This is a genomic window from Kitasatospora sp. NPDC048722 (assembly GCF_040650235.1).
Lineage (GTDB): Bacteria > Actinomycetota > Actinomycetes > Streptomycetales > Streptomycetaceae > Kitasatospora.
Genome location: NZ_JBEZGX010000051.1, coordinates 42,987 through 63,632 on the forward strand (window position 1 = coordinate 42,987; position 20,646 = coordinate 63,632).

Annotated in this window: 15 protein-coding genes, 1 tRNA gene and 2 pseudogenes; 10 read left to right on the forward strand and 8 right to left on the reverse strand. The window is 74.9% G+C overall.

The genetic code is table 11. The features are described 5' to 3' along the window. Nucleotides 1-73: 73 nt before the first annotated feature. The 3 genes from AB0C76_RS30895 to AB0C76_RS30905 all read right to left on the reverse strand — a co-directional run bounded on the left by AB0C76_RS30895 (nucleotide 74) and on the right by AB0C76_RS30905 (nucleotide 3,921). Complete coding sequence (locus tag AB0C76_RS30895) at nucleotides 74-1,492, reverse strand: hypothetical protein (protein WP_359971909.1); 1,419 nt, start codon at nucleotides 1,490-1,492, stop codon at nucleotides 74-76. 130 nt (nucleotides 1,493-1,622) lie between these two features. Next, nucleotides 1,623-3,845 (reverse strand): hypothetical protein, encoded by a 2,223-nt coding sequence (locus tag AB0C76_RS30900; RefSeq protein ID WP_359971911.1) that lies wholly within the window; start codon nucleotides 3,843-3,845, stop codon nucleotides 1,623-1,625. Next, nucleotides 3,845-3,921 (reverse strand) — tRNA-Arg (locus AB0C76_RS30905). Before AB0C76_RS30905 ends, AB0C76_RS30900 begins: the two co-directional genes overlap by 1 nt. Before the next feature lie 257 nt (nucleotides 3,922-4,178). Between AB0C76_RS30905 and AB0C76_RS30910 the strand changes: the two genes are divergently transcribed. Then, nucleotides 4,179-5,012: a hypothetical protein gene (locus tag AB0C76_RS30910; RefSeq protein WP_359971913.1), complete on the forward strand. Its 834-nt coding sequence runs from the start codon at nucleotides 4,179-4,181 to the stop codon at nucleotides 5,010-5,012. A 143-nt stretch (nucleotides 5,013-5,155) separates the two neighbouring features. Then, the gene (locus AB0C76_RS30915; protein ID WP_359971915.1) at nucleotides 5,156-5,482 is read left to right on the forward strand and encodes a hypothetical protein; all 327 of its coding nucleotides are present in this window, start codon (nucleotides 5,156-5,158) and stop codon (nucleotides 5,480-5,482) included. Nucleotides 5,483-5,552: 70 nt separating this feature from the next. Here the strand turns inward: AB0C76_RS30915 and AB0C76_RS30920 are convergent, their stop codons facing one another. After that, complete coding sequence (locus AB0C76_RS30920) at nucleotides 5,553-5,852, reverse strand: hypothetical protein (RefSeq protein ID WP_359971916.1); 300 nt, start codon at nucleotides 5,850-5,852, stop codon at nucleotides 5,553-5,555. Nucleotides 5,853-6,409: 557 nt separating this feature from the next. Between AB0C76_RS30920 and AB0C76_RS30925 the strand changes: the two genes are divergently transcribed. The 4 genes and pseudogenes from AB0C76_RS30925 to AB0C76_RS30940 form a co-directional block, all read left to right on the forward strand. Next, on the forward strand, nucleotides 6,410-9,130 hold the full coding sequence (locus AB0C76_RS30925; protein ID WP_359971937.1) for a penicillin acylase family protein: 2,721 nt from the start codon (nucleotides 6,410-6,412) through the stop codon (nucleotides 9,128-9,130). A gap of 91 nt (nucleotides 9,131-9,221) precedes the next feature. Next, the gene (locus AB0C76_RS30930; protein WP_359971918.1) at nucleotides 9,222-10,238 is read left to right on the forward strand and encodes an SPFH domain-containing protein; all 1,017 of its coding nucleotides are present in this window, start codon (nucleotides 9,222-9,224) and stop codon (nucleotides 10,236-10,238) included. Further along, complete coding sequence (locus tag AB0C76_RS30935; protein WP_359971920.1) at nucleotides 10,235-11,125, forward strand: hypothetical protein; 891 nt, start codon at nucleotides 10,235-10,237, stop codon at nucleotides 11,123-11,125. Before AB0C76_RS30930 ends, AB0C76_RS30935 begins: the two co-directional genes overlap by 4 nt. Before the next feature lie 130 nt (nucleotides 11,126-11,255). After that, nucleotides 11,256-11,489 (forward strand): annotated as a pseudogene (locus AB0C76_RS30940) (zinc ribbon domain-containing protein); the annotation flags it as partial. A gap of 15 nt (nucleotides 11,490-11,504) precedes the next feature. On the opposite strand, the gene AB0C76_RS30945 reads toward AB0C76_RS30940, so the two are convergent. Together AB0C76_RS30945 and AB0C76_RS30950 are read right to left on the reverse strand one after the other, a co-directional pair. Then, a complete protein-coding gene (locus AB0C76_RS30945; RefSeq protein WP_359971922.1) occupies nucleotides 11,505-13,676 on the reverse strand; it encodes a trypsin-like serine protease in 2,172 nt (723 codons plus the stop codon). Between the two features lie 275 nt (nucleotides 13,677-13,951). Continuing rightward, nucleotides 13,952-14,072: pseudogene (locus AB0C76_RS30950) on the reverse strand (antibiotic acetyltransferase); the annotation flags it as partial. A 200-nt stretch (nucleotides 14,073-14,272) separates the two neighbouring features. Between AB0C76_RS30950 and AB0C76_RS30955 the strand changes: the two are divergent. Next, nucleotides 14,273-14,596, forward strand: coding sequence for a DUF1330 domain-containing protein (locus tag AB0C76_RS30955; RefSeq protein ID WP_359971924.1), 324 nt, complete (start codon nucleotides 14,273-14,275; stop codon nucleotides 14,594-14,596). Here the strand turns inward: AB0C76_RS30955 and AB0C76_RS30960 are convergent. Then, the gene (locus AB0C76_RS30960) at nucleotides 14,566-17,340 is read right to left on the reverse strand and encodes a M4 family metallopeptidase (protein ID WP_359971926.1); all 2,775 of its coding nucleotides are present in this window, start codon (nucleotides 17,338-17,340) and stop codon (nucleotides 14,566-14,568) included. The genes AB0C76_RS30955 and AB0C76_RS30960 overlap by 31 nt on opposite strands. 122 nt (nucleotides 17,341-17,462) lie before the next feature. Next, complete coding sequence (locus AB0C76_RS30965; RefSeq protein WP_359971928.1) at nucleotides 17,463-17,681, reverse strand: hypothetical protein; 219 nt, start codon at nucleotides 17,679-17,681, stop codon at nucleotides 17,463-17,465. A gap of 236 nt (nucleotides 17,682-17,917) precedes the next feature. Here AB0C76_RS30965 and AB0C76_RS30970 point away from each other — a divergent pair, with 236 nt between their 5' ends. The 3 genes from AB0C76_RS30970 (at nucleotide 17,918) to AB0C76_RS30980 (ending at nucleotide 20,461) form a co-directional block, all read left to right on the forward strand. Then, entirely contained in the window at nucleotides 17,918-18,172 is a 255-nt protein-coding gene (locus AB0C76_RS30970; protein WP_359971930.1) for a hypothetical protein, read from the forward strand. Nucleotides 18,173-18,326: 154 nt separating this feature from the next. Continuing rightward, nucleotides 18,327-19,103 (forward strand): serine/threonine protein kinase, encoded by a 777-nt coding sequence (locus tag AB0C76_RS30975; RefSeq protein WP_359971932.1) that lies wholly within the window; start codon nucleotides 18,327-18,329, stop codon nucleotides 19,101-19,103. Between the two features lie 2 nt (nucleotides 19,104-19,105). Continuing rightward, nucleotides 19,106-20,461 (forward strand): serine/threonine-protein kinase, encoded by a 1,356-nt coding sequence (locus tag AB0C76_RS30980; RefSeq protein WP_359971934.1) that lies wholly within the window; start codon nucleotides 19,106-19,108, stop codon nucleotides 20,459-20,461. Nucleotides 20,462-20,646 lie beyond the last annotated feature (185 nt).

The following is a 20,646-nucleotide window of genomic DNA, read 5'->3' on the forward strand; positions in this document are numbered from 1 at the left end:
CGCGCGTCGGTGCCCCGTATGTCTCCCCCGGGCGCCCGGGCCTCAACCAGGGGTGCGGACGGCAGCGGCGCGTTCAGGCCCGCCACGGACGGAACCGCTCGTCGGCGGGTGCGGTGCGGGCGCGGGCCGCGGTGGCCAGGAGGGCGGGCAGGGGGCCGGGAAAGGGACGCATCAAGGCGTCGACCTCGCGCCACAGTCCCGGTGCCGGCGGGTGGGCGGCGAGGTGTTCGGCGAGGTGGGCGAGGGCGGCGGTGTGCAGGGCGGCGCGGCCGCCGCCGGGTTCCCGGGTGCCGGCGTGGAAGGCGGAGGTCTGGCCGGCGTGGCAGGCGACGGCGTAGGCCGGGCGGGCGTGGTCGACGGCCTGCCGGGCGGTGATGCGGCCCAGTTCGATCGCGGACCACACGTGGTGGATGTCCAGGCCGCCCTTGCCGATCGGGGTGGCGGCCAGGACGGCGAGCGGGTCCGCCGCGTCGAGGGGGCCGAGGACGGGCGGGCGGCGGTGGTGCGCGGACGGCGGCGGTCCGTCCGCACGGGGCCCGGGGACTGCGGGCCCGGGGGCTGCGGGCCCGGGGGCTGCGGGCCCGGGGGTGGGCAGGTGTCGCGGGGCGGGGCGGCCGGTGAGCAGCACGCGGGCGACGTCGGGCGGGCAGTCGGGGCGGTGGGCGAGCAGCCGCGCCGCCAGGCGCGGCAGGCGGCGGAACAGCCCGGCCGACGCGACCAGCGCCCAGTCCACCCGGTACGGCTCGGCGAGGATCGCCCGGCCGCGGGGGGCGTCGGGCGCGGTGCGGATCCGGCGCAGGCGGCGCAGCAGGGCGCCGGTGCCGGTGATGCGGTCCTCGGCACTGGTGAGGAAGGGTTCGGGGTCGGGTTCGGCGCAGGCCTCGGCGATCCGGCGGGTCGCGTCGTCGAGGTCGGCGCCGGGCGGCAGGGCGGCCAGGACCTCCCGGACCCGGCCGGGGCCGCCGGCCAGGCGCACGGTGCGCCAGGCGTCGGCCCAGACGGTGGGCGGGATCGGGTCGTCCCAGCGGTGGGTGCGGCGGTCGACGAGCGCGGCGGCGGCCAGGTCGGGATCGCGGGAGGTCAGGGCGGCGCGGTGGTGCTCCGGGCGGTAGCCGCTGCCGGCGGCGACGGCAGCGGGGCGGCGCAGCCGCAGCCGGCATTCGGCCGGGTAGGTCAGGGACGGGTTGTCGGCCAGGCGTGCGTCGATGCCGGCGTCGTCGAGGTCGAGCAGGCGTTGCTGGGCCTGCGGGTCGCGGACGGTGCGGGCCAGGGCGCGGCGCGCGGCCGGGGTGCCGTCGGTGACGGTGCTGTCGGTCACGGTGGGCGGGTGGTCGTGGCCGAGGAAGAAGAAGTCGGGGTCGGCGTCGACGAGTTCGGCGAGGGCGGCGGCCCGGTGGGCGCGCGGGAGCAGTGCCACCAGGCAGCCGACGTCGAAGCGCCGGGCCAGTGCCTCGACATTCCGGGTGTATTCGTCCGCCGCGTCGGCTGTCACGGCAGGGGACGGTAACAGGCGGCGGGCGGGCGCCGCGTGGATTTCGCCGGGCCCGCCCGTGTGGGCGGGCGGGGTGGTAGGGCGTCAGGCCGGTGGCCGGTCGGGCGTCAGGCCCGTGGCCGGTCGGGCGTCAGGCCCCGGAGCGCTCGCCGGAGGCCCAGCCCAGGAGCGGGGCGTGCACGGGTGCCGCGCCGCGGGCGAGGCGGGCGAGGTCGGCGACGGCGTCGGCGAGGGCGTCGGGGTGGGGCCGGGTGGTGAGGGTGTCCAGGACGGCGGCGCGGGTGCGGGGCGGGCACAGGGAGAGGTGGAAGAGCATCTGGCGCCACGCGAGGGCGGCGTTGCGGCGGGTGGTGCGGGCGGTGAGGCCGCGGGAGGCGAAGCCGCAGGCGGTGGTGAAGGCGCGTTCGGCGAGGACGTCCCAGCCCTCGGGCGGGGTGAGGGCGGCGGGGCCGGCGAGGGTGGCGAGGTTGTGGGTGGTGAGGATCTGGGCCTGTTCGATGACGGCGCCGTTGCCCGTCACCGACCAGGAGGCGCCGGTGCGTCCGGCCCGCCGGGTGCACTGGGCGGAGAACTGCCAGGTGTCGTCCATCGCGTAGACGGCGGCGTAGTCGATGTCGAAGTACCTCTCGTAGAGGGAGCCTTCCAGCAGTTCGGCGGCGATGCGGGCGGCCTGCAGGTACTTCGGGCTGAAGCCGCCCATGAAGATGTCGGCGGCCAGTTCCTCCACGAAGGGCAGGTCGGCGCCGGCCTCGCGGGCGAGCGCGGACAGTTCGCCGACCAGCGGGTTGGGCAGGAGCGTGCCGGGGAACGTCGCGACGGCCAGGGCGCCGAGGCGGTGCAGGGTGGCGAGGTGGGCGTCGCGGGTGGTGGCGTCGGTGGTGCGGTGCGGTCGCACGGCGAGGTTCCAGGGGAGCTCGTCGGCGCGGACCTGGCTGGCGTAGTGGAGCAGGAGCAGGGAGCGGCGGCCCGCGAACGCCTTGTGGCCGGCGGCGGTGAGGGCGCGCAGGGCCGGGTCGGGGTGGGCGGAGGCCTCGGTGACGGCGGCGAGCTGGGGCGCGAGCTCGGCCAGGACCTCGGCGGAGGGCACCAGGCCGCGGGCGATGAGGGTTTCGACGCTCGCGCTGGTGGCGGCGAGGACGGGCTTGTGGAGGGCGGGCGGCACGGCGGTGCCGGCGGGAACCGCGGTAGCGACCGGGACGGCGGTGCTCTCGGCCCCGGTGACGGGGGCGAGGAGGGCCTGCGCGTCGGCCAGGCCGTCGTGCTGCGGGTGGGCGGCGAGACGGGCGATGAGCACCTGGGCGACGGCGTGGTGGGAGGGCTGGGCGGCCTGGCGGGCCTGTGCGCGGCGCAGGGCGGTGTGCTGGGCGGAGCCGGGCAGGCCGCGGCGGCGCACCATCGCGTCGACGGCGTGGCGCAGCAGGCCGCGGGTCCGGGGGTCCAGCTGACCGCCGGTGACGGTCAGTTCGAGTGCGGTGCGCAGGATGGCGAGGTTCTCGCGGGGGTTGCGGTGCTTGCCGCACAGGGGGTGGGCGGCGGCGAGGGTGCGGTAGCGCAGGAGGAGTTCGGCGCCGCGGCGGTGCCACGGCCCGTCCGTGCTCCGGCCGTCGCCGGTCGGGCCGTCGCCGGCGGCCAGCCAGTGGGTGAGCAGGTCGTCGGCGAAGGGCGCCCAGACGGTGAGGGCCTCGCGCTGGGCCTCCACCGCACGGTTGGGGGTGCGGCGGGCGAGGGCGGCGGAGGCCTCGCCGGCGGTGCGGCGGTGGACGGCGTCCGGCGCGGCCGACGGGGCGTCACCGGGCGGCGGGGTGAAGCGCAGGCGGGCGGCGAAGGGCCGCAGGACGTCGACGAGGTCGAGCGCGGCCTGCTGCTCGCCGGCGCGGACCAGCCAGGCCACGGTGAGCAGCGCGGCTTCCTCGGGGACGGTGATGCGGTAGCGGCCGGTGTCGAGCAGGTGCCAGAGGTCGGCGAGTCCGGGTTCGGTGAGGCAGTGCGCGAAGAGTTCGGCGCGGCCTTCGGGGATGCCGGCGCGGCGGCAGGCGTCGGTCTCGTGGGGCTGGAGGGGGCCTTCGGCGCGGGCGCGGCCGGTGGCGAAGCCGCCGTGCAGGACCTCGGGGGTGACCCAGGCGGGCAGGTCCGCGGCCGGGGTGCGCGAGCCGATGGCCAGGGTGCCCGCGCGCATGCCGGCCAGTATCTCGCGCCAGCCGGCCGCGCGCTGCTCGGCGCGGGCGCGGGTGGCCGGGTCGGGGTGGGCGAGGGCGGTGACGAAGGCGCGGGCCAGCTGCCCGTGGGCGGAGTCGGTGGAGACGGCGCCCGTGGTGGCGGCCCCTGACGGCTGCTGCTCAGCGTTGGTGTTCATGGCCGACGTGGCGGGCCCTGCCCCCGCGCCCTCCAGGACCGAAGCCTGGTGCTCTGTCTCGCTGAGCTACACGTCGTTGCTGCGGCGAGACCTTACGGGGGCGGGCGGCGGCCGGGCAAGCGGATATTCCGGCAGGTCAGGCCTCTCCCCCGCGACCCTCCCGGCCGCACGGGAAGTGACGAACAGTAACCCTAAATGACAGCTTTAGGCTCTGTCCCGTTCTCCACCCGCCGACGGCGCCCGGAGTGACGGAGCGTAGCCACCGGGCGCCGCCGGGCGGACGGATCTAGCCTGACGGTATGGCTTGCCCCGCACATCCAGGGAGGTGCGCGCATGCGTCGCACGATCGGTTCGCGAGCGGGGGTCGTCGTGGCGGCGGGGTTGGCGGCCGCCGTCTGCGGGGCCGCGCCGGCGGTGGCCGCCGGGAGCGGTGGGCCACGGACGGTGACGGTGCAGGCGTGTCCGGACGCGTCGACCGGGCCCGGGCTGCCGCCGCTCAAGGCGCTCGCGGCGCAGGTCACGCTCCCGGACGGGGTGAACCTGCCGCCGGGCGCGGCGGTGTACGGCGCCCGGTACCCCGGTGACGCGCAGTACGTGGTCGCGCCGGCCGGCTGGACGTGCGACGTCGTGTTCTTCGCCGCGGACGGCGGCGAGCAGGTGTACGTCCACCCGGGCCCGCACACGGCGGATCCGCTCGGCGCCTCGTACTCCGAGCTCGTGCAGGCCGTCTTCGACAGCGGCGGCGCGCAGACCGACGTCGACCTGGCCTGCCCGTTCATCCCGCAGGCCGCGCGGGGTGGGCAGTGCCTGGCGCCGCCGCGGCAGGCCGCGGACGTCGTGCACGCCGTGCGCACCGGGGATCCGAACCTGTACGCGTCGGCGGTGTCCGTCCCGGCGGGCACGCGGGAGCCGAACCTCGCCGCCAGCGCGCAGGCGCCGGCCGGGACGCCGCCGGGGCAGGTGTTCGCCCTGGTCACCCTCGCGGGCATCGGCGGGACGGCGCAGTCGGTCGGCTGCGCGGTGCCCGGGCCGGGCGCGGCGAGCACCTGCCAGGCGACCCTCGGCTACTTCCTCGCCGGCAGCGCGATGGGGCAGAAGCTGAGCGCGGGCCAACTCTCCTTCGCTCTCACGGACTTGAACGGCTTCGTGGCCTCGCAGGCGCACTGACCGGGCCGGCCTTCCCCTAACCGCCGCACGACGCTCGAGCGGATATGCGCCAGGTGCGCCACGGGCATTGACGGGCTATCAGCCAGGATGCATCGTGTTCCCAAGTCCGTTCATTTCAGCTTTCTCGGCGGAGGTGTCTGGGGATGGGGATGGGTGTGCGCAGCAGGGTCGTCGGGGCGGTGTCGGCCGGGTTGATGCTCGTCGGCGTGGCGGGGGTGCAGTTCGCCGGTGCGGGGACGGCGGATGCCATGCCGCCGTGCTACCGGCAGTGGACCGGGAACAGCGGGTCGACGATGTGTCCCGGGTACGACGTGTCCCACGTGGTCATCGGCTGCGTGCACGCGGGCGTGCCGTACGACGTCGAGGGGCCGTGGGTGAACCGGGGTGATTTCTCGGTCGCGCGCTGCAACAGCGGTGACGGGCTGCAGAAGGCCACCAACCCGCCGAGCGTGTGGTGGGAGGAGGGCTGAGCCGCCGACGGGGGACGTGGTGCGCGCAGGCCGGGCAGCGTTGCGCGCACCACGGCAGCCATGGGGGAGATCAGTCGCGCCGCTCGCGGAGGGTGGAGGCGCTGAAGGAGATCGCGAGCACGACGGCGAGCGCGAGCAGGACCGCGCCGATGACGATCGCCGTCCAGCCGCCGCTGGTGAGGTTGTCCAGCTGCTCGCGGTAGGTGGAGGTCTGGGGTCCGGGCATGCCCTCGGAGAACGAGCCGGTGGTGTGGGGCTCGCAGATGTCGCCGGGCGACATGGGTTTGCCGTAGCAGGTGGGCACGGCGGCGTGCAGCTTGTGGACGCCGAGCAGCAGCAGGCCGGCGCCCGCGACGAACAGAACGAGCACGATCAGCACTGTCCCGGCCTTCCGAGTCCCCCGCCCGTGCCGCCGTCCGGCACCTTTCGCACGACCGTACCCCGGGCGGGATTGAACGAATCCGGTCAAAGGCAGATAGGTCGGTCACAGTCGGGTCGAGTCGGCCGGAACACAGGGCTGTCGGGTCGACACCGTGCGGCATGGGTGCGACGCGTGGTGGCAGGGGGGTCCTGGTGGCGGCGTGTGCGGTGCCGCTCGGCGGCTGTGCGGGGACGGGCGGCGAGGCGGTGATCTCCGGGAGCTTCACGGAGGCGGAGGCCCGGCGCCTGGCGGCGCTGATCGGGGACCGTCTCCCGGCGCCCCTGCTGCTGACGGAGATGGTGTTTCCGAGTAACTGACTTATCGTCAAGCTTGGTGGGAAAACGGTGAAGTGGCATGCACGCCACTAGAAAACCGGCCGGTAACCCCCTTACCGTCGAGGCCCCCGCAGCTTCCCCACCCAGGAGCTCGACGTGCCCCGACGCCCCCACGTCCCCCTACCCCTCCCCCGGCTGCTCGCCGCCGTACTGGCGGTGGCGCTGCTCCTCGTGCCCGCGCTCGCCACCACCCCCACCGCCGCCGCGCCCGCCACCGCGGCGGCGGCCGACTACTGCGCTGGCCGCTGCAACGACATCCTGCCGCCCGGTGAGAACGGCAACGCCACGCTCGCCGAGATCCTGGTGAACCGGGTGTTCGGCACCCGCCCGGCCCACACCGACGACCAGCTCGGCCCGTACGCCTCGCTCGCCTCCGGCTACCCGGGCCTGACGGAGGCCGGGCTGCGGAGCTTCTTCAACGACGCGTCGTTCGGCGTGCCGGCGGACCAGGTCGCGAGCACGGCCAGTCCGCGTTCCGACGTGACGATCGTGCGCGACAAGGCGACCGGCGTGCCGCACGTCACCGGCACCACCCGTTACGGCACCGAGTTCGGCGCGGGCTACGCGGCCGCGCAGGACCGGCTGTGGGTGATGGACCTGTTCCGGCACGTCGGGCGCGGCGAGCTGTCCGGTTTCGCGGGCGGCGCGGCGGCCAACCGGCAGCTGGAGCAGACGTTCTGGCGCGCGGCGCCGTACACCGAGGCCGAGCTGCAGCAGCAGATCGACGTCCTGTCCTCGCGCGGCGGGCGGGCGGCGCAGGCGCTGGCGGACGCCTCGGCGTACCTCGACGGGATCAACAAGTACATCCAGCAGGCGTACGACTCCCGTACGTTCCCCGGCGAGTACGACCTGACGGGGCACGTGGACCCGATCACCAACGCCGGGTCGATCGCGCCGTTCACCCTGACCGACCTCGTGGCCCTCGCCTCCGTCATCGGCGCGCTGTTCGGCTCCGGCGGCGGCGGTGAACTCGCCTCCGCGCAGGTCAAGTCGGCCGCCGAGGCGCGCTACGGCAAGGACGCCGGCGACGCGGTGTGGCGCTCGCTGCGCGAGGCGGAGGACCCGGAGGCCGTCCAGACCCTGCACGACGGGCAGACGTTCCCGTACGCGACGGTGCCCGACGACCCGCAGGGCGTCGCGATGCCCGACCCGGGGTCGGTGGTGAGCGAGCCGGAGGTCTACGACGCCACCGGGTCCGCGCAGACGGCGACGACCAGTGCCGGGGGCGTGCTGCCGGGCAACCTGCTCAGCGCCAAGCACGGCATGTCGAACGCGCTGCTGGTCTCCGGCGCGCACACCGACGACGGGCACCCGGTGGCGGTGTTCGGCCCGCAGACCGGCTACTTCGCGCCGCAGCTGCTCATGCTGGAGGAGCTGCAGGGCCCGGGCATCAGCGCGCGCGGCGCGGCGTTCGCGGGCCTGAGCTTCTACGTGGAGCTCGGGCGCGGACAGGACTACGCGTGGAGCGCCACCTCGGCCGGGCAGGACATCACCGACACCTACGCCGTGCCGCTGTGCACGACCGACGGGTCGCCGGTGACGACCGCGTCCAACTCCTACCTCTGGCACGGAACGTGTACGCCGTTCGAGCGCCTGGAGCGCAAGGACGCGTGGAGCCCGACCACCGCCGACTCCACCCCGGCCGGCTCCTACACGCTGGTGTCGTACCGCACGAACTACGGCCTGGTGAGCGCCCGCGGCACGGTCGGCGGGGCGCCGGTGGCGTTCACCTCGCTGCGCTCCACCTACCGGCACGAGGCCGATTCCATCATCGGCTTCCAGGAGTTCAACGACCCGACGGCGGTGCACGACGCGGCGAGCTTCCAGCAGGCGGCGCAGGACATCAACTACACGTTCAACTGGTTCTACGCCGACTCGCGCGACATCGCCTACTACGACTCCGGGTCCAACCCGGTGCGCGCGCCGGGCGTCGACCCGGGCCTGCCGGTGCTCGCCCGACCCGCCTACGAGTGGGCCGGGTTCGACCCCGCGGGCAACACCGCCCGCTACACCCCGCCGGCCGAGCACCCGCAGTCCGTGAACCAGGACTACTACGTCTCCTGGAACAACAAGCAGGCCACCGGCTACACGGCGGCCGGCTTCGGCAACGGCTCGGTGCACCGCGCCAACCTGCTGGACGCCCGCGTCAAGTCCCTGGTGCAGCAGGGGAAGGTGAGCCGGGTCGCGCTCACCCGGGCCATGGAGGGCGCGGCCCTCACCGACCTGCGCGCCGAGGACGTCCTGCCCGATCTGATCCGCGTCCTGCGCAGCGCCCCCGTCACCGACCCCGCCGCCTTGGCCGCGCTGCAGAACCTGGAGGCGTGGCTGGCCGACGGCGGTACGCGGCACGAGAGTTCGCCCGGCAGCGGGGCGTACGCGGACGCAAACGCGATCCGCGTCATGGACGCGTGGTGGCCGCTGCTGGCCGACGGCGTGATGCGCCCGGGCCTGGGCGACCAGCTGTTCACCGCGCTCACCGGGGCGCTGCAGATCGACGAGTCCCCCTCGGGCCACAGCGGCGGGAGCGGCCCGGTCAGCGCCAACGAGGCCATCCCGCACAAGGGTTCGTCGTTCCAGTACGGCTGGTGGAGCTACCTGGACAAGGACCTGCGCGCCGTCCTCGGCGACGGCGTCGCCGGCCCGCCGGCCCGCCCGTTCTGCGGCGGCGGCGACCTCGCGGCCTGCCGGACCGTCCTGCTGAACACCCTCAAGCAGGCGGCCGCCCAGAGCCCGGCCCAGGTCTACCCGGGCGACGGCGACTGCGCGGCCGGCGACCAGTGGTGCGCCGACACCGTCATCCAGCGGCCGCTCGGCGGCGTCACCGATGCCAAGAGCACCTGGCAGAACCGCCCGACCTACCAGCAGGTGGTGCAGTTCCCCAGTCACCGCTGACCGGCCCCCGACCCCGCCACCCGCCTTCTCGTCGGATTGACGAGAAGGCGGGCGGTCCAATATCGTCGAGATGACGAAAAGGGGTTCCACCATGGCCGACATCACCAGGCGCCTCGGCATGCGCCACCTGCGCGCCGTTCCCACCGCGCACATCCGCCACCTGCGCCGCGGCAAAGTCGCCCACGACGGCACCGGCCTGGCGTTCTGGTTCCGGCCGCTGACCGCCGCGATCTCCGAGGTCCCGGTGGACGACCGCGAGCTCGCCATGCTGTTCCACGCCCGCACCGCCGACTTCCAGGACGTCACCGTCCAGGCCACCCTCACCTACCGCATCACCGAACCCGCCACCGCCGCCGCCCGCGTCGACTTCGGCATCGACCCCGACAGCGGCGCCTGGCGGGCCGCGCCGCTGGACCAGCTGGCCACCCTGCTCACCGAGACCGCCCAGCAGCACGCCCTCGGCCTGCTCGCCCGCACCCCGCTCGCCGCCGCCCTCGCCGACGGCGTCGACGCCGTGCGCGAGCGCATGGCGCACGGCCTGGCCGGCGAACCGCGCCTGACCGAGACCGGACTCGCCGTCATCGCCGTGCGCGTGGTGGCACTGCGGCCCGAACCCGAGGTGGAACGGGCGCTGCGCACCCCGGCCCGCGAACTCGTGCAGCAGGAGGCCGACCGGGCGACCTTCGAGCGCCGCGCGGTGGCCGTCGAGCACGAACGCGGCATCGCCGAGAACGAGCTCGCCAACCGCATCGAACTCGCCCGCCGCGAGGAGCAGCTGCTCGCCCGGCAGGGCGCCAACCGGCGCCTTGAGGCCGAGGAGGAGGCCGTCGCCGACCGGGTGCGCGCCGACGCCGAGGCGCTGCGCCGCACCCGCCTGGCCACCGCCGAGGCCGAGGCCGCGCGCGAACTGGGCGAGGCCCGGGCGGCGGCGGAGGCCGCCTGGCTGGGCGCCCACCAGCAGGCGGACCCGGCGGTACTGCGGGCGCTGGCACTGATGCGGCTGGCCGGGCACCTGCCGCGCATCGACAGCGTGACGCTCACCCCGGACGTGCTGACCGGGCTGCTGGCCCGCCTGGGCGCGCCCGGCGCTGCGGGGGCGGACCGGTGACGCTCGCCCCGCGCGTGGTGCTGGTGCACCGGCGCACCGAGTACGAGGAACTGGTGGCCCGCCACGGCACGCCCGGGCAGGCGGCGTTCTTCCTGGCCTCCCGGGGCCGCTCGGCCGAGGAGGTCGAGGAGCGCCACCTGCGCCAGGGCGCGGCGCTGGCCGAGGCGGCGGCGGCCGTACCGCTGGAGTGGCGGCGCACCCGGGTGGAGCGGGCGGACCTGCCGCGGTTCCTGTTCGAGCCGGGGGACGTGGTGGTCGTGGTCGGCCAGGACGGGCTGGTGGCGAACGCGGCGAAGTACCTGGCCGGGCAGCCGGTGATCGGCGTGGACGCCGAACCGGGGCGCAACCCGGGGGTGCTGGTGCGCCACCGCGCCCGCGCCCTGGGGCCGCTGCTGCGGGCGGTGCCGGGCGGGGGCGGGGCGGTGGAGGAGCGGACGATGGTCGAGGCGGTCGCGGACGACGGCCAGCGGCTGCTCGCGCTCAACGAGGTGTACGTCGGCCAGCCGGGCCACCAGACGGCCCGCTACCGCCTGACGGTCGGGGACGCCGCCGAGGCGCAGGCGTCCTCGGGCGTCCTGGTGGGCACCGGGACGGGCGCCACCGGCTGGTGCCGCTCGGCGTGGCTGGAGCGCGGCGGGCCGCTCGCCCTGCCCGCGCCGGACGCCCCGGCGCTGGCCTGGTTCGTCCGCGAGGCCTGGCCGTCCCCGGCCACCGGCACCTCCCGGGTCCACGGACTGCTGGACGGCGGGCGGCAGTTGGCGCTGACGGTGGAGTCCGAGCACCTGGTGGCCTTCGGCGACGGCATCGAGTCGGACGCCCTCGACCTCGCGTGGGGCCAGACCGTGCGCGTCGGCATCGCCGCCACCCGGCTGCGCCTGCTGGGCTGAGCCGGAGAGAGCCCTGTTCCCCCGCCGGAGCGGAGGAACAGGGCTTGGCACTGCCCGGTACTGCTACCGGTCCGATCGCAGTGCACCAGGCTTCGGCCCGGTGGTCGGCGTGGCTCGCCGAGGTGGCCACTGCGGCGTCAAGGACGGTCCCCAACCCCTGCACATCCGCATCTGGCAGTGCCGGGCATGCCTCGTGTGGCTGGACCGGGACATCAACGCCGCCGTCAACATCGCCAAGGCCGCCGGACCGGCGGTGACAGCCTGTCGAGCGCAGGTAAGACCGGGACCCGTCCCGGCACCGCGCGAAGAAGCAGGAACCCACCGGGACGGTCAGACGACCGTGGTAGGGATCCCCGGGCCGTAGCCCGGGGATCGGACGTCAATTGACGAAGGTGTTGCTGCTCCAGATGGCGCCGCCGATGCCCTCGCCGCCGTCGGCCTTGTAGACGACGAGGTTGCCGTCGTCCTGGACCTTCAGGTAGGCGCCGCCGGACCAGAAGGTGCCCGAGGCCCACAGGCCGGTGGTGCCGTCGGACTTGTAGACCACGGCGTTGCCGTCCTGCTGGATCTTCAGGAAGTTGCCCCAGCCGGTGGTGTTGCTCTGCCACAGCGTGGCGCCGTCGCTGTTGCGGTGCAGGACGAGGTTGCCGTCCCACTGCATCTCCAGCCAGGTGGTCTTGGAGTTCAGGCGCTGGCCCTGGTTGAGCGTGGTGATCGGGCGCAGGGTGGCGTTGGTCCAGACGGTGGTGGCGAGGGTCTCGTCGCCGCTCTTGAACATGACGAGCTTGCCGTCGCCCTGGAGCTTGAGGTGGCTGCCGCCGAACATGTAGGTGCCGCTGGCCCACAGGCCGCCGGTGCCGGCCGAGGGGTTGCCGTCGGCCCTGTAGACGACGAAGTTGCCGTCGGTCTGCATGAACGCCCACGCGCCCGGGTTGTTCACGGTGTTGCTGGCCCACAGGGCCTGGCCGTCGCTGCGGCGGTAGAGGACGACGTTGCCGTCCTTCTGGACCTCCAGGACGGAGGCGGGGCCCTCGCGCCACTGGCCGGCCGTCATGCGGGTGTTGCCGGTGATGGTGGCGTCGCCGCGGAAGGTGCTGGTCGACCAGAGCGCGCCGCCCGCGCCCTCGCCGCCGTCGCCCTTGTAGAGCACGAAGTTGCCGTCGTTCTGCAGCTTCAGGTAGGCGCCGTTGTTGAAGTAGGTGCCGGTGGCCCACAGGCCGCCGGTGCCGGCCGCGGGGTTGCCGTCGGCCTTGTAGACGACGAAGTTGCCGTCGGTCTGCATGTAGGCCCAGGCGCCGTTGTTGCCGCCGGTCGCGCTGTCCCACAGGACGCCGCCGTCGGCCTGGCGGTGGGTCAGCACCAGGTCGCCGTCGGCACGCATCGTCAGCTTGAGGCCGGGGCCGGTGATCGACTGGCCGGCGGTCAGCTTGGTGCCGGGCTTGATCAGCACGCCGGAGGAGGCGGCGGTGGCCGTCACCCAGGAGGCGAGGTCGTCGACGCGGGCCTCGGAGGCGCCGGTGCGGGTCTCGGTCTCGCCGAGGCAGCCGCCCTGCCAGGCGCGGCTGGTGACGGCGGCGATCGCCGGCTTGCCGTTCTCGGTGCGCAGCGCCGGGGCGCCGGAGTCGCCCTTGCAGACGGTGTCGGCGGCGGTCTTGGCGGTGAGGTCGACGCCGCCGGCGGTGACGGCGGCGGCCGTCAGGGTGGCGGCGTGGGGCGCGTCGGGGACCCAGGTGGTCGCGGTGCGGCCGTAGCCGGCGACGGTGAGGTCCTCGCCGGTGGCGGGCGCGGTGGCGGACACGGCGATCGGGGCGATGTCGTAGACCGGCGCGCCGAGGCGGGCCATCACCAGGTCGCGGTCGGCGCGCGGGGCGATCTCGACGACCGGGATGGTGCGGCCGCCGATCGTCACGGTGCTCTGGGCCGCGGGCGCGCCGGCGGCGGGCTTGTCGCCGAAGCAGGCGGCCGCCGACAGCACCCACTGCGGGTCGACGAGGGTCGTGGTGCAGGCGCGCGAGCCGGGGTGGCCGGGCTGGCCGATCCTCAGGGCGCCGACCGCGGGGTAGGTGCTGGCGGGGGCCGTCGTGGCGGGGCCGTCCGTGGCGTTGAGCTCCAGCAGCGTGGTCGAGCCGCTGGTGCCGCCCTCGCCGACCGGGGTCCAGGCGTTCTTGTTGACGTCGACGCTGGTGACGGTGCCCGCGGTGTTCAGCGTGGCCTTGATCGCGTGGTCGTCGCCCTTGATGTTGTAGATCTGCGGGATCTCCAGCGACAGGTACCCCGTCCGCCCGGTGATCCTGAAGCAGACCTGGCTCGGGTTCGCGGAGCGGCTGTACAGCTCCACCAGGCCGGGGCCCGAGGCGCAGTCGGCGAGCACGATGTGCCCGTCGCCCGCCTTGAGGGTGATGTTGCGGTCCGCCAGGACCTTCGCGGCGCCCGGGTAGGAGTAGTCGTCCACCACCGCCGGTGCGACGGCATCCGCAGCCGAGGCCGTCACCGCCGGGACCGAGCCGGCGATCACCGGTATCGCCACTGCCAGGCCCACGGGCCAGGCCACTCTTCGCATTCTGCGTTGCACGAACTCTCCCGAGGAAGGACACGCCGGGGGAGACGCCAACGCCCCCCAGAGCCGGCCGTGAAAATGATCAACCGGACGCTATCGACTCCATCCCTGCACGTCAAAGAGCAAATCGACACCAAAGCGCCACATCGGCAACCCCGGGTGAACCGGAGCCGAACCCGACGTGCTGCGCGGGCTCCGCGGGGCGTTCCGGTGGCCGGTCAGGGCCGGGGCCGGTCAGGGCCGGTCAGGGCCGGGGCAGGGCGGCGATCGGCGGCGACGATCCCGCCGTGGGCCGATGCGCACGCCGTGCACGGCGGCGGTGCGGTGGCCGAGCCACACGTCGTGGCCGATCACGGTGTCGCCGCGCCCGAGCAGGCCGGTCAGGAGGTCGGGTGCTCGACCACGATCACGGCGCCGCCCGGACCACGCGCGGCTGGTCCGGGAAGGGGTGCGGCACGGTCGGGTCGGGGACGACGACGGGGTCCGTGATCAGTCGCTGTACCTATGCGTGACGGATTCGGGAGAAAGGCGTTCGGCCTACCGTCGTCGATGTCAGCAGACAGCAACGGCGGTAGGCCGAGGAGGAATTGATGAGCGCGTTCGCGATCGCCCAGGTCAGGTCGGTGGAGTTCGGGCCCGACATCGTGGAGTACCTGGAGCGCATCGACGCCACCCTGGAGCCGTTCGGGGGCCGGTTCGTGGTGCACGGCGGGAACGTCGAGGTGGTCGAGGGGAGTTGGGGAACCGACATCATCGTCATCGAGTTCCCCGACCGGGAGCGGGTGCGCGCGTGGTACGACTCCCCCGCCTACCGGGAGATCCTCCCGCTGCGCACCCGCCACATGGACGCCGACGCGATCTTCGCCGACGGGGTCCCGGAGGGTTACCGCGGCGCGGACTCGCTGGCGCACTGAGCGCCGGCGGGGCGCTCGCGGGTGACGAGGTCGGTGCGCCCGGCGGTGGCGTCGAGCCACACGACGCGGGTGCCGCGGTCGGCGGCGGGCGTGTCCTGGGAGCCGCGGTCGCAGGAGACCCGCTCGGGGGTGCCGCCGGTGAGCGGGAGCTGCCACAGCTTGGCCGTCTGCGCGTTGGTCCAGTTGTCGTTGACCCGTCCGGTGCGCGTGACGTAGGTGACCGCGCGGTCGGAGACGGTCAGGCCGGCCGGCTCGGGGGCCGTGGAGCCGGCGGGCAGGAGGTCGGTGACGCCGGAGCCGTCCAGGGCGCCGGAGCGGATCGTGGCGCGCCCGGTGTCGGGGGTCTGGACCCACAGCACGCGGCCGCCGGCCAGGCGGACGGCGCCGGCGGAAATCTTCGGGTCGGCGGGCGCGTACTGGGCGGTGACCTTGCCCTCGGTCAGGGAGTACACGGTCGGCGCGGTGACGTAGTCCTGGCCGGACGTCCACTCCTCGGTCCAGGCGAGGACGCCGCCGTTCAGGTCGAGGCTGCCGGCCTGGTGGCCCGCGGGCAGCGGGATCACGGTCTCCGGGGAGCCGTCGCCGTGGACGACGTGGATCCGGGTGGTGTCGGTGGCGAAGTCCCGGAGCGTGTAGACGATGTCGCCGCCGGCCGTCCGGATGTTGGCGGGCTGCTGGTCGGTGGAGCGGTAGACGCTGCGCACCGGGCCGGCGCCGGTCAGCGGCGCGCTCAGCAGCTCGAAGCCGAAGACGCCCTGGGCGTCCTTGCCGACGGCGAGCCACGCCGCGTTCGTGCCGTCGGTGGCGGCCCAGCTGTGGTACCGGCCGTCCTCCGGGCTCAGGCGCACGGGGGTGGCGCCGCCGGTGACGGTGCCGGTGTACAGGGCGGTGGTCTTGCGGGTGGCGTCGGTGTTGCCCAGCATCACCCAGTGGCCGTCGGCGACCACCGGGGTGGCCATGGTGGAGGTGATGCCGCCGAGCAGGACGCGGCTGTCCAGGCCGAGCCTGTGCTGCCAGCCGGCCTTGATGCCGTGGGCGTCGAACGCGTCGGCGACGGTCCGCAGCTGGGCGCGGGTCAGGCCGCTGGCGCGGCCGGCGGCCAGGACGGCGTTGCGGCCGGCGACGAAGTCGTCGAGCGGGGTCATGTACTCGGTGAGCGCGCGGTAGACGACGCGGTCGGCGGTGAGCGGGTCGAGGGTGCGGCGGATGTCCCACAGGGCGCCGCTGAAGATGGTGGAGTTGAGGTGCACGCCGCCGTTGTCGGAGGCCAGGGAGGCGCCGACGTAGTTGTCGACGGTGGTGTGGCGGTCGTCGAGGTGGCGGGTGGCGCAGGCCTGGGGGGTGCCGGTGCGGCACAGGTCCTCGCCGAGCAGCGCGGCCCTGGGGTCGTTCATCGCGATGCCGCGGGCGGTGACCTCGATGGCGTTGCCGAAGTAGTCGGCGAGGCCCTCGTCCATGGCGCCGGACTGGCCGAGGTAGGCGAAGTTGGCGCTGTTGGTGATGACGCCGTGGGTCATCTCGTGGGCGGAGACGTCGAGGGCGGCGGAGAACGGATAGTACTTGTCGCCGCCGTTGCCGTAGATCATCTTGCTGCCGTCCCAGTAGGCGTTGGGGAAGGGACGGCCGCCGGCGGTGACGTCGACGACGGAGACGATCGGGCCGTTCTTGCCGTCCAGGCCCAGGCGGCCCAGGCGGTCGCGGTAGAAGTCGTAGACGATCCCGGCGTTGAGGTGCGCGTCGGTGGCGCCGTCGGTGCCGGTGGCGGCCGGGAAGTCGGGGGTCGGGGAGCTCGCGGGGCGGGCGTCGGCGGGGATGGCGCCGAAGTCGCCGACGTCGCGTCCGGCCGCGTCGTAGGTGGTGATCGCGGCGGGGCGGGTGAGGTCGGTGAACTGGTAGGTGCCGTCGGCGAGTTTGCCGATGTTGACGTTCACGCTCTTGCCGTGGACGTCGGGGGCGGTGCCGGTGGCGGGGGTGACGGTGGCCGGGGCCGGGTCGGGGGCCGCCGCGTTGGGCGCGACGGCCTCGGGCCGCGCGGTGGCGGTGGAGGGGGTGCGGGCGTCGTGGGCGAGGGCGACGACGCCGGCGTTGGCATCCACGTAGACGTCGCGCGCCAGCGGGGTGCCGTCGGCGTCGGCGCCGCGCACGGTGTAGTGCTTCGTCAGGCGGCCGGCGCCGTCGGGCAGGATCACCAGGCCGGCGTCGGTGGCGGTGGCCTTGGCGCGGGCGGCGTCCGGCAGGGCGCCGATCGCGGCGGTGCGCAGCAGCTCGTCCGGGACGGTGGGTGTGGTGGGGGCGGTGAGGCCGGTGAAGTACTTGCCGCCCGCCGACTCGACGTGCTGGGCGGCGCCGTCGCCGGCCAGGTGGACGAGGTACTGGGCGCCGAGCACCGGTACGCCGCCCTCGTTCTGCTGGAAGCGGACGGTGCGGCGGCCGTCGGGGCTGCTCTCGGTGCCGGCCTCGGCGAGTTGCCCGGGGTCGACCTGGTAGCGGTCGCGGTGGGCGGCCAGGTGGGCGCGGGCGGCGTCGGCCGGGTTGCCGGGGGCGGGGTCGGCGAGGCCGGTGACCAGCTGCGGGGCGGCGGTGTCCTGGCCGGCGACGACGCCGGGGACGGGGTCGCCGGGGGCCTGCGCGGGCGCGGTGTCGGCGGTGGCCGTCGGGGCGGCGTAGGTGGCCAGGGCGGCCAGGCTCAGGGCGGCGGCTATGCCGGCGCCGAGCGTCCGGGGCGTGCGGGCGTGACGGTGCACTGCGCTCCTCTCACGGAACGGGAACACGGGAATCGGCGGTGGCGGGCCCGTCGGTCAGCTGACGGTGTGCCACGGCCACGTCACGAACATAAGCCATCGCTCTTCATATGTCGAACAACTACCTATCGCCGGATGTCCGGCCCGCGCGGGTCGCCCTCGGGCACGGGGGCGACCTCGGGGACCATCGCGCCCGCCGGCTTCATCCGGGCCGGGGCCCAGTGGGCGTCGATCCGGCTGCACTCCCGGCCGGTCATCGCACCGGCGTGCGTTGCCAGGGGCTCCGGCTCCGCGGCGTGGACGGCGGCCGGCAGCAGTGCGGCCGCCGTGGCCGCGCTCAGCACAAGGGCTGCCGCGCAGGCGAGCCGGCAGGGGAACGTCCGGCGGGTGAACCTTCGGGGGGTGGCTGACGTCGTTGGCTTGGGTGGCACTGTAGGAACGGAACGTCAAAGTCCGCCCTGAAGCGGATTGCACCGGTTCGTCGGTGACATCAGATTCCTGTAGCGAGTGTTTCGTTCACGTACCAGGGGATCCGGGAAGACCACCCGTGGTGCAGGAACGGACAGAGGGGTTGGGGAACATGGTCGGTGTGGTGCTGGTGGCGGTACTGGTGCTCGTCGTCGGCGGGTGCGCGTGCGTCGTGTGGGCGCAGCGGGGCGGGCCGGGGTGGGTGCGGGCGGTGGCGGCGGTGACGCTCGGGGCGGGCGATCTGGTGCGCTCGGGGGCGAAGCGGCGCCGGCGGCGGGGTACGAACGGCGGCGGGGGCGGTGTGACCGTCCTCGGTGGCGGGGGTGACGGTTGCGGGGGCGACGGCGGCGGTAGCGGCTGTTCGTGAGATCGGCACACGCTTCGCAATCGGGCCCGCACGTTGTGTACCGTCGCCCTGAGGTGCGATGAAGGGGGGCGCGGCACGTGAGCGAGCGCAGCGAGCGAGCCTTTGACGGGTGCGTGTTTCGCGGAGCGGCCGCCGAGCGCGGCGAGGCGGGCGCATGAGTGGCGTCGTCGTGTATCTGCCGCCTGCGGGCAACGGCGGTGCCGGGGCGGTGACGCTGCGGCTGGGGCCCGGTCAGGTGGCGCGGTTCGGGCGGGGTTCGGCGGCGGTGCCGGTGGAGCTGCCGCTGGCGGACGCGGCGGTGTCGCGGCTGGCCGGGGAGATCCGGGTGACGGAGGACCACTGGCAGCTGAGCAACCACAGTGCGAGCCAGAGCTATCTGGTGGAGAACCCGGAGGGTGCCGGGGAGTACCTGCGGGTGCCGCCGCGGCGGGCGGGGGCGCCGATCCCGTTCGAGTTCTCGCGCGTGGTGCTGCCGACCCACGGCGGCGGGACGCTGGCGTTCCAGGTGTTCGCGCCGGACCACGTCTACCTGGATCCGGACGGGCTCGGCGGCGACGCGCTGCGCGGCACCCGGACGGTCACCGCGTACTCGCTGGACGAGACGGCGACGTACTTCCTGGTGCTGGTGGCGCTGTGCGAGCCGCGGCTGCGTGACGAGTCGCCGCTGGAGGTGCCGACGACGCCGCGGATCGTGGAGCGGCTGGCCGGTCATCCGGCGTGCGCGCGGCTGACGGCGCGTGCGGTCAGTTCGCACATCGACTACCTGGCCGAGGAGAAGATGCGCATCGCCGCCCCGGCGGAGGAGCGGGGCGGGCGGCGCAACGGCAAGCGGGAGGCGATCGTGGCGATCGCGCTGCGGTTCGGGCTGGTGCGCGAGGAGCACCTGGCGCTGCTGCCGCCGCGCGGCCCGGTCGGCCCCGCCGGTGCCTGAGCGTGCACCCGCTGCCGCCGGGCCGGCGTGTGGGGCGCTGGGAGGTCACCGGGCCGATCGCGGCCGGGGGCTGGGCCAGCGTGTACGCGGGCCGCTCGGCCGAGGGCGGTGACGAGGACGGCACCGAGGTCGCGCTGAAGGTCCTGCCGACCGCGGGGCTGACGCCGAACCAGGCCGCCAAGGTCGCCGAAACCGCGCGTCGTGAGGTGGAGTTCGCCCGCCGCACCCGCCACCCGCGGCTGGTGCGCCTGCTGGACACCGTCCGGCTCGGCGCGGAGGGTGACGCGTTCCTGGACGGCGCGATCGTCCTGGTGATGGAGCGCGCGGAGCGCAGCCTGCGCGACCTGCTGGATTCGGCGGAGGTGACCGAGGCCGAGGGCGGCGCGCTGATCGCCGGGATCTGCGAGGGTCTGGCCCACCTGCACGCCGCCGGGTGGGTGCACGGCGACCTGAAGCCCGACAACGTGCTGCTGGCCGCCGACGGTTCGGTCCTGCTCGCCGACTTCGGGCTGGCGACCGAGCTGACCGGGACCGGAGGCACGCACGGCCACGCGCCGCCGATGGGCACGTTCGACTACCTGCCGCCCGAGCGCTGGCGGGCGCCGCTGGGCGTGCAGGGCGTCACCGTGCGCCCCAGCGGGGACATCTGGGCGCTGGGCATCGTCGTGCACGAGGTGTTCGCGCGCGGCGCCTCGCCGTTCCCCGGCGCGACCCCGGCGGCGCGTGCGGCGGCCGCCCAGGAGTACGCGGAGCGGCGAGCGCCGCTGCGGATGGCGGACGGGGTGCCGCCGTTCTGGCGGGCGCTGGCCGCCGACTGTCTGGCGCCCACCCATGCCGAGCGCGCCGTCCACAGCGCCGAGAGCCTGCTCGCGCGCATCCGCGCCCACCGGGGCGGGGGTGGGCCCGGGCGGCGGCGCCACGGGCCCGCGGCGCTCGCGGCGGCGGCCGTGCTGGCGTCCGGGGCGGCGGTGGCGGGCACGGTGGCGGCGGGCTGGACGGACGCCGGCGGCAGCGCCCCGGTGGGGGGTCACGTGCGGGTGTACAACGCCGACCCGGGCTGCCAGACCCGGCCCGGCCGGGATCCGCAGTGCAGCCTGGGCCTGGCGATCGACCCGCGCGAGCCGTACCTGGCCGGGAACGTGGTGGCGACCCGGGTGTGGCACGGGGACGTGCTGGAGGCGGAGTGCGAGGAGCCCCACGGGGTGCCGATCGTCGACGAGATGGGCACCCAGTCGCCCCGGTGGTTCCGGGTGCGCCTGCCCGGGGGCCCGTCGGCGCCGACGGCGTGGCTGCCGGCGGTGCGGACCCTGGACCGCCCGGAGCTGCCGCCCTGCCCGTCACCATCCTCGACGGGCTGACCGGGGCGGGTCAATCCGGAGCGTTCCGGATACCCGCCCCGCGCGCCCGCGGCTAGCTTGCGGACGGTCCGTCAGGGACCTTCCACCGCAGACAGTGAGGATGTTCATGAGCGGTTCCCGGGCAGGTCTGACTCAACCTCTGACTGACCTCGGGTCCTCAACCGGATCTGTCGGCCTCGTCCGGG